Genomic DNA, 8649 nt, shown 5'->3' with positions numbered 1-8649 from the left:
CTCTATCTTATATTTTATTTTTTTAATATAACATTAAATTTTGATATTATTTATAATTTATATTTTCTGAAATATAACCCAAAAAGCGTATCTTTAATTTTCATATTAAAGGGAAATTATGTGGTCTTATTCTTAACAATGGAAAAGCTGACGAAAGCAATATCATTTAGCCACGTCAACTTTTGAAGATAAAAAAATTCCTCCATTTGTTAAAATACTTTATGGTATGATGTTTAGGTTGTGTATCTACTATTGACACATTTACATTCATCTAAGAAAAGAGATATTTATGCATCCCACAAAATTATCCAAGCGACACTGGTTGCTCATCTTAACACTCACTTTATTAACATTTGTTCTCGGAACAAGCGAATTTGTTATTGTCGGAATCTTAACCGATATTTCTTTAAGCCTTCATATGACAAATGCAAAAGCAGGCACACTTGTTTCTGCGTTTGCGATTACGTTTGCCATCGCCACACCACTCGTGATGTCAGCAACAAGTCATTTTCCAAAGCGTAAATGGATGTTGTTTTTGATAGGGTCTTTTATCATTCTGAATGGTTTGTGCGTAATTTCGACGAGCTACATCATGCTCCTTGCACTTCGGATTATAACGGCGATTGTAACAGGAGTATTAATCTCTCTAGCCATGATAGTTGCAAGTGAAACCATACCGATCGAAAAACGCGGACTTGCTATATCATTCGTTTTCGGTGGTTTCACACTTGCAAATGTCGTTGGAGTGCCAATTGGTACTGTCATTTCTGAATGGTACGGCTGGAATGCCACTTTCATGTTAACTACTTTCCTAGGAGGATTGGCGTTTTTGACATGCTGCTTCGTCTTGCCTAATAAGCTCAGCCAATTACGTAGTTCGATACGCGATCAGTTTTCTTTATTGACCAATCCACGAATTTTGATGGCTTTTTTCATTCCTGCTCTTGGATTTGGAGCAACTTATGCCGTCTTTACGTACCTTGTTCCTATCTTGAAGGGAATGGGAGCACCAAATCAATCAATTAGTTTAATCTTATTTGGTTACGGATGTATTTCAATCTTCAGTAACATCCTCGCCGGTAAAATTGCCAGCCATAATCCAATCGGCCGCCTTCGGTTTGTTTTTCTCGTGCAAGCAATTGTCCTGATAAGTTTATTTTGGACGACCAATCATTTTATTATAGGACTTGCAAACATTGGCTTGATGTCGTTAATGGCCATCCTCTTAACAACATCTACCCAGCTTTATTTAATTGATCTTGCCGGAATTTATCAGCCAAAAGCAACTGGACTCGCTGCTTCACTTATGCCAGTGGCAAGCAACGTAGGTATCGCTTTCGGTTCAGCATTAGGCGGAATGGTGTACCTTCAAGGAAATTTAATGAATGTCACATGGGTTGGTGGGGTAGTTGCAGTCTGTGCAAGTCTGCTAACTTTCTTTAGTCATCTTTTAGATCAAAAACAAAAGAAAACAGCATAAGAGGGAACCAACAACGACTTGGCATGCTTCCTATGGAAAAATTTCTTTATAGAGGGTTTTTAATATTAGTAGCCACTGGGAATAAAAGATATTTTATATTATTTATTTCATCCATTATTTTTTCCCTGTTAAATAGGAATCCAGGTCGAATAATATGTTTAGGTTTAGGACTAGGAATTTTATCATCGTTTTAACAATATATTGATTCCTATTTTTGCACATGGATTGCGGATTTTGATTGTATCATTTTTTACATTTTAAGCTTAAGAGTCATGCCTTTTATGAGGATGGTCTTGAAGTCAATGTCTTGTACACGATTGATGACCCCAAGAAGCGAGCCGTTGGTTTTAAGCTTTCTGAGGGGATAGAGGTACCTAAGGAGCTCGAAGGGAAATTTAAGTTTGCTAGGCAGAAGTCTAAATTGGCTGGAACCATTCGAGGCTGGTTATTTGTCATTAAAGGAGAATATTAAACATAGCAGCACCCTTTCATCAAATGAGAGGGTGCTTTTCCTTTCTTCGCAAAAACCTCATTTACTTATGATACGGTTCCCCGTATCATGTCTAATGGAGAAAAAAATTGGCATAAAGACAAGTCGATTTCACCAGCATTACGAACTTTTTTGGAAATAACGAAGCAAAATATTTAAATCAATGTCTTTATCACTCCCATTATTTTTCGACGATAAACTCCATCACTCCCTTTTAATCAAACGTTTGATTAAAAACAGCTAGAGCACTTTGGAAAAACGAACTTTTTCTTATTTCCGAGAATTTTTTTTGTCGAATACCTTGTGATGGTTTTCCTACTAATCTCTCAAAGATAAACAGACAAGTGTCAATTTTGAGATTAAAGAGCTACGTGAATTAATGGCGGAATTGACATGTACGTGGTCTATCTCCTCTTCCTTTCTTTAAAAAAATAAGCTACCCAATTGTGACTGTAAAACGCACAATTAAGGTAGCTAAAACTTAGTAACGAATTCAATATGTTTTTAGGTATACGGAACTTGAATATCCACTATAAATTTTTTGCCCGTTTACTATTCTATAGGCTCTGATTTTAAAGTAATACAGCTTGCCTTTCGATAGTTTAGTATTTGTATAACTAATAGTAGAACCCGATGTTAGAGTGACTACTTTCGTATAAACGCCTTTATAGGACGTCGCCCTGAAAATTTCGTATCCGCTGGCTTCTGTCCCTTTATTCCACGTCAGTTTAATGGAAGTGCTGCTTGCTCTGGATGCCTTTAATCCGGTCGGTGCCGCAAGGACTGGCGTACCACTTACAATAGTCGAATAGGAACTATAAACCGCCGTACCATTCACCACTCGGTATGCCCGAACCTTGTAATAATACGCTCGGTTCGTTACCAAACCACTGTTTGTGTAAGAAGAACTGGATGTAGTAGCGAGATAACTGTACGTTCCCGTTTTCGTTGTAGCCCTGAAAATTTGATAGCCTTGTGCTCCAGAAACAGCCCCCCAGGTGACCTTTACTTTACTGTATCCTGCTGAAGTGGCTTTCACCCCACCCGGTACTGCCGTATTTTTGGCAAAGCGTGCATAAAGGACAGTGGCAGATTTTATCGGTGTTTGAATATTGTATGGAACGGTATCCGTTGAACTTTTAAACCAGCCGACAAACGTATAACCGGTTCGAACGGGAACTTTTACTGACAACGGTTTTGCCCCATAATTAACCGTTTGTGTGCTAAGGACCGTGCCATCATCGTTTTTAAAGATAACCGAATATTGGTTAATCTTATACTGAGCAGTAATGGTTAAATCGGAAGTAGCATTGGTAAACATCTGATCCCAGCCAGTAAAGGTGTAGCCCGTCCGGCTTGGCTGTGCTGGTGCTGTAATCGGCATATTATATTTCACTTTTGAATCACTCAAAGTGGTTCCATTATAGTCCTTGAAAATAATCGTATAGACTTTGGGTGCGTAAACAGCCTTTACCGTAAGATCAGACGTTATATGGTTAAATGCTTGATCCCACTGTAATGTATATCCTTCCTTTGATGGAGTTTGAGGTGCAACGGCAGATGAACCATACGCTACCGTCTGAGTATTAAGGATCGTACCATCGGAATCCATGAACACGACTTTATATTGATTGATCTTATACTGGGCAGTTACCACCAGGTTTGATGTAACATTGCTGAAATCGGTATCCCAGCCTGTGAATGTATAACCCGTTCTCTTTGGATTTACAGGAGGATTAGCCGCAGATCCAGATCCAATCTGCTCAGTAGACAGGACCGTACCGTTCGCATCTTTAAAAACAACCGTGTAACTCAGGTTACCCTTTAATGCATCGATTGACGTTGGACCATAATCTAAATCTACATTTCCCGATATTCCTGGGACTGTACCTTTGTCGCTATACTGCCAAGCCGTCCATTGGGTCCACCCGCCAACAACTGGCGGCTGCGTAATGCCATAGCGTGCAATCCAAACGGGAAGATCTGAAAGCTTACCTCCAAAATCGTTGTACTGCTGTACAAACCATGCACCTGTGTAGACCATTACCTGGCGATTCGTCAGTGACTTCACCGTATCGGCAAAAACTCTTGCCCAACTGGCTATTTCAACGGAAGTTAGCGTTCCAGTAGAAGCAGGTTGTTCTAAATCAAGAACAGGCATGATATCTCCAAAATCGCCCATACCTCCATTCTTCATCACATTGACGAAATATTGCGCTTCAGCTTTTGCATCGTCAGAGGTATATGGCGAACTCGGACGTGCATAGTGGTAGGCACCGATAGGAAGTCCTGCTGCCCTTGCTCCCTTCACATTAGTCAAAAACATTGAGTCGGTATATGTTGTACTTTCAGAAGCCTTTGCATAGACGAAAGCTATACCTGAGTTTTTGACTTGATTCCAGTCAATGGTTCCTTGCCAATGTGATACATCAATCCCTTTTAAATTGGCGCTTGTCGCTGGCGGCATTACTCCCGACGCCCAAGCTGCAGAATGACTCGTTAGTAGAACGCTAATCAGCAGAACAACAGAAAAAAACGAGCGCATCCACTTTGCTGCATGTTTCATAGTCTCTCTCCCTTAAATCTGATATAAAATTATGTATTCTAGCAATCTAGTACCTTATGGGAAAACTACTAGTTTACATTTCTATCATACATAAGGGATCGCATATGAGTAAATGTTCAATAATTGGTAATAATACACAACACAAACCAATATTTGGGTATGATTTTGAAGAGAGGAAAAAGGGAAAATCGATTAAATTAGTTATCGTTTCAGTACCAAGAATTTCAAAAACCTCATTTACATATGATACGGTTCACGCCGATTAATCCCAAATCACTCATATTAAAGATTTGAAAAATTGGGGTCAGTCCCCCGGTGAGCTAACGTTTTACTCCACCAGGGGGGCTGACCCCTAAAACAAAAAGAGTACCAACTACCTTTAAGAGCAGTTGGCCGGAAAATGGGTATGCACTTTTGCACATCATAATGCGTGAAAAGTTCTAATTATATTTTTAATATTTCTTTCCTCTATCAATATTCTAACAAAGGGCTTCATCATTTAATCTCTCTGCCTCAAACTGCAATTTTTTCCCTTAAACAACCCTGGAAAGGGATAGTAACGTGATAATAATCCGCCAGCGAAGCTCCTCTAAATGAATTGCAGATGCAGCTCTTTGTTTTCCATGCTGGATGCCTCCTATTTTTTATAACACAGAAAGAGAGCTGACGGGCAGCCCCGCCTGCTCTCTTCCTATTAGTTTTCTTTTTTAACAGCGGAAAGCGCAGGTTTTTTCGTTTCCTCTTTGTTATCATCAGATACTAAATCCTTTGCGGCACTTTTGAATTCGGTTAATGTACGCCCGAATGCACGGCCGATTTCTGGCAGCTTTGAAGGACCAAAAATGATAAGAGCAATAACCAGTACTAAAGCCGTTCTCCAAAAAGGAAGAACGGCTTTTCTAGAACTTATAAATCTATACAATTCTCTCTAACAAAATCCCCAATTCTTTTGCCATCACATCCGGCGGAGAAGGCATTCCCTCTTTTAACCACGATTCCAATACCCCTACGTATGCACTTGCAGCGAATTTAACGATAACATCTTCACTTATACCTTGATTTTTCACTTTGTCCACTTCATCCTTGAATGCTTCTATAAGAAACTCAAGAAACTTATTGTGAAAAGAAGGAGCCCCTTTACTCGCTAACATGGTCGAAAAGAATAAATAATTACGCTCAAAGTATTCGAAAAAGGTTTTAGTCGCATCTACCCATTCCATTTCACATGCCCATTCGCTTGTTTCCCTAAGCTTGTTTATATGTTCTTCCATCAATTTATCCAGTAGATCATATTTATCCATGTAATGATCATAAATAGTTCTTCGACCGACATTTGCCCTGTTGGAAATATCTTGTATCGTAATATGATCAAAACTTTTTTCAGACATCAGATCAATAAAAGCATCCTTTATTGCTTCTTGAGATTTTTGTACTCTTCTATCCACCCTAGACATTGTAGTGTTCACCAAACTTTCTTAAAAAATATCGCACAATTTAAATCAACTTGTGCAATAACGCACAAATCATGGCATTTTGATTGTTGCAGACATCCACTTTTCATTTTATATTGTACACAGATATGCGATACCGCATCAACGTGCGATTTAGTGACACATTAAATTTAAACATTAAACGCCATAAATGAAATCAATGAGGTTTTCAAATCCAAGAATATTGCATTACCAATTGAAAGCCAAAGGCAGATTGATGAAGAAACTTGCTTTGACAAGGGACTTTCAGTACAAGTAGAGATTTTTGGTGAGACAATCGCAAAAATGTGTGACGCTGCCCCAGCAAAGCAATATGGATGTAGCTATTGATATGAGTAGCCCTGATGTGATGCTACATTAGGGCTTTCTTTATTAATTTATTTTTGTATAGGAGTGATTAGGAAAAATTATGAAAAACACTTGGAAAATCTACTTGCTGGCCCTTATTACTTTCATGGTCAGTACATCGGAGTACGTCATTGCAGGTATTTTAGATAAAGTCGCTGCCTCCACTAATATATCGGTATCGGCAGCAGGTCAACTGATCACCGTTTTTGCTCTTGCTAATGCAATCGGTTCCCCACTTGTCGTGATGGTGACCACAAAATTGAATCAGCGGAAGTTATTAACGCTTTCTCTCGTTTTAATGGTGCTCGGCAGTGTGATGATCTTCACCCTTCCAGGCTTTGGATTTCTTATTGTTTCTCGAATCATACTTGCTCTCGGAAGTGGAGTATTTGCCATTGCAGCTAAGACCGTCGCAGCAAAATTAGCACCGCCCGAAAAACAAGCTGGGGCTATCGGCATTGTTATACTTGGATTTAGTGCTGCCATCATCATCGGTGTACCAATTGGTCGTCTTGTAGCCACATCATACGATTGGAAGCTAATCTTCGTGGGTATCGGTGTTCTTAGCTTGCTATCAATCTTCCTTATCATTCGGACGATTCCTGCCCTAAATAACGGGGCTGCCGTACCTCTGGGTAAGCAACTCTCTTATTTAAAGAACCCGAAAATTTTAATGGGCCTTGGTGTCACGTTCTTTTGGCAGTTAGGCTATGGGGTTATGTATTCCTATATTGCTCCCTTCCTTCTAACCGTTACATCCATGAGCGGACAAGAGGTGAGCGGTGCCCTGTTTGCCTTCGGTATCGCTACCTTAATAGGTTCCAAGTTTGGTGGATTCATGACGGATTGGATTGGTAACCCTAGAACTCTTGTGGGCGGTTTGGTTGTCCACGTTATAGCTTTAGTGTTACTATCTACTATTGCCAGGTCAACCTTTGTAGCCATTCCATTGCTCATGCTATGGTCCTTTTCGGCATGGTCGTCTGGCCCAGGCCTACAGTATAACCTGGTCTGGCTTGCTCCAGAAGCTTCAGGAATCATGCTTAGCCTGTATGGATCCTTCATACAGTTAGGGATAGCTGCCGCCGCAGGAATCGGGGGTATAGCAGTAAGAAGCACATCCGTTCATGCGGTAAGTTGGATCGGGGCTGTGTCAGTAGCAATTGCTGCAATTATTACTGCGATCTCTTTTAGTCTTAATAGGAAAGTGGCAAAGTACAAGAATGCTGTTTAATGAGGTAGAAGTTTGAGTAATAGTAAAACTTGCATGGGTTAAAGGGAACTTTACAGTTACAATTTAAAAAATTGATTTTAACGAATAAAACAAATAGGAGGTATTTAGCATAGAATATCTTACAGTCGGAAAAACAGGAATTCAGGTTTCAAATTTATGTTTTGGTGCCATGTCTTTTGGCGGAGACGCTGACGAAGAAACCTCTAAAGCTATGTATAAGCGTTGTCGGGATGCTGGAATTAATTTTTTTGATACAGCCGATGTCTATGCTGGGGGACGTTCAGAGGAAATTTTAGGTGAATGTATCGCACATGAAAGGGACAAAATCGTTTTAACATCAAAAGTGTTCTGGAACACGGGTGCTGATGTGAATACTAGAGGTTTGTCCCGAAAACATATGATCCAAGGGATTGAAAATAGCCTACGTCGCTTAAAGACGGATTATCTGGAACTTCAACTCTTGCACCCTATAGTTTAAGTATTTACTCTGGAAACTCTTGGTTTAATGCTTCCAAGAATATGTTGGCTATACCATTGGGGTTTCCAATTCGCGTTACTTCTACTGTGTACCAAGAATATTCCAAATCGTGAATAATGATAGATATTTCTTTATTAAAAGTATTAATAATAACTATATTATCATGTAATCTTTTTGCTACATCGGAAACTACCTGCAATAGCTCATAAAATCCGTTTGGTCCTTTTCCAATATAATTATCATCCTCATCATACATTAATGTTTCGTCCTCGTAGCCAATATCTTTTATGCCATTTTCCTTATACCATTGTAATAATATGTTTGTCGATTCTTCATCTCCAATTATTTCTTGTTCATCTTGTCTAAAAAGGCATAATTCCATCTTTGCTCACTGAGCTGTGAACTATATTCACAATCTTCTTCGGTATTATAACTGATTAGAAAATTGGGGATATTATCGTATACTTCATTTGTATGTACAAAAAAAGATAATGCATATATTCCATCCTCATCCCAACTCTCAATAATAGGCTTTATCTTTTTATATAGATACTCTGTTAAGT

8 protein-coding genes and 1 pseudogene are annotated in these 8649 nt (G+C 39.2%); 4 read left to right on the top strand and 5 right to left on the bottom strand.

Going from position 1 to position 8649, the window contains the following annotated elements; all coding sequences use genetic code 11:
- Window positions 1-289: 289 nt before the first annotated feature.
- On the top strand, window positions 290-1480 hold the full coding sequence (locus BIV60_RS25545; protein WP_071358516.1) for an MFS transporter: 1191 nt from the start codon (window positions 290-292) through the stop codon (window positions 1478-1480).
- 268 nt (window positions 1481-1748) lie between these two features.
- A pseudogene (locus BIV60_RS25540) lies at window positions 1749-1952 on the top strand (phage tail protein); the annotation flags it as partial.
- Window positions 1953-2463: 511 nt separating this feature from the next.
- On the opposite strand, the gene BIV60_RS25535 reads toward BIV60_RS25540, so the two are convergent.
- The 3 genes from BIV60_RS25535 to BIV60_RS25525 form a co-directional block, all read right to left on the bottom strand.
- Window positions 2464-4536, bottom strand: coding sequence for a GH25 family lysozyme (locus BIV60_RS25535; RefSeq protein ID WP_071358515.1), 2073 nt, complete (start codon window positions 4534-4536; stop codon window positions 2464-2466).
- Window positions 4537-5230: 694 nt separating this feature from the next.
- Complete coding sequence (locus BIV60_RS25530) at window positions 5231-5458, bottom strand: twin-arginine translocase TatA/TatE family subunit (RefSeq protein ID WP_305728413.1); 228 nt, start codon at window positions 5456-5458, stop codon at window positions 5231-5233.
- On the bottom strand, window positions 5451-5990 hold the full coding sequence (locus BIV60_RS25525; RefSeq protein WP_071358514.1) for a TetR/AcrR family transcriptional regulator: 540 nt from the start codon (window positions 5988-5990) through the stop codon (window positions 5451-5453). Before BIV60_RS25525 ends, BIV60_RS25530 begins: the two co-directional genes overlap by 8 nt.
- A gap of 445 nt (window positions 5991-6435) precedes the next feature.
- On the opposite strand from BIV60_RS25525, the gene BIV60_RS25520 reads away from it, so the two are divergent.
- Window positions 6436-7608, top strand: a complete 1173-nt coding sequence (locus BIV60_RS25520) for an MFS transporter (RefSeq protein ID WP_071358513.1) — start codon at window positions 6436-6438, stop codon at window positions 7606-7608.
- A 109-nt stretch (window positions 7609-7717) separates the two neighbouring features.
- Window positions 7718-8086: an aldo/keto reductase gene (locus tag BIV60_RS25515; RefSeq protein ID WP_083402462.1), complete on the top strand. Its 369-nt coding sequence runs from the start codon at window positions 7718-7720 to the stop codon at window positions 8084-8086.
- Window positions 8087-8090: 4 nt separating this feature from the next.
- On the opposite strand, the gene BIV60_RS25510 is transcribed toward BIV60_RS25515, so the two are convergent.
- Window positions 8091-8468, bottom strand: coding sequence for a hypothetical protein (locus tag BIV60_RS25510; protein WP_071358512.1), 378 nt, complete (start codon window positions 8466-8468; stop codon window positions 8091-8093).
- On the bottom strand, window positions 8429-8649 hold a 221-nt coding region (locus tag BIV60_RS30070), incomplete at its 5' end, for a hypothetical protein (RefSeq protein WP_218145958.1). The genes BIV60_RS30070 and BIV60_RS25510, both read right to left, overlap by 40 nt.

Origin of the sequence: Bacillus sp. MUM 116 (assembly GCF_001866655.1) — a bacterium.
Classification (GTDB): Bacteria; Bacillota; Bacilli; order Bacillales; family Cytobacillaceae; genus Neobacillus.
Note: the sequence above shows the minus strand (reverse complement) of the source record. Positions and strands in the feature narration are given on the sequence as shown.

What these genes read in the sequence shown, in the direction of transcription:
- BIV60_RS25545 (WP_071358516.1), top strand. Translation starts at nt 290, where the DNA reads ATGCATCCCACAAAATTATCCAAGCGACACTGGTTGCTCATCTTAACA.
- BIV60_RS25535 (WP_071358515.1), bottom strand. Translation starts at nt 4,536, where the DNA reads ATGAAACATGCAGCAAAGTGGATGCGCTCGTTTTTTTCTGTTGTTCTG.
- BIV60_RS25525 (WP_071358514.1), bottom strand. Translation starts at nt 5,990, where the DNA reads ATGTCTAGGGTGGATAGAAGAGTACAAAAATCTCAAGAAGCAATAAAG.
- BIV60_RS25520 (WP_071358513.1), top strand. Translation starts at nt 6,436, where the DNA reads ATGAAAAACACTTGGAAAATCTACTTGCTGGCCCTTATTACTTTCATG.
- BIV60_RS25510 (WP_071358512.1), bottom strand. Translation starts at nt 8,468, where the DNA reads ATGGAATTATGCCTTTTTAGACAAGATGAACAAGAAATAATTGGAGAT.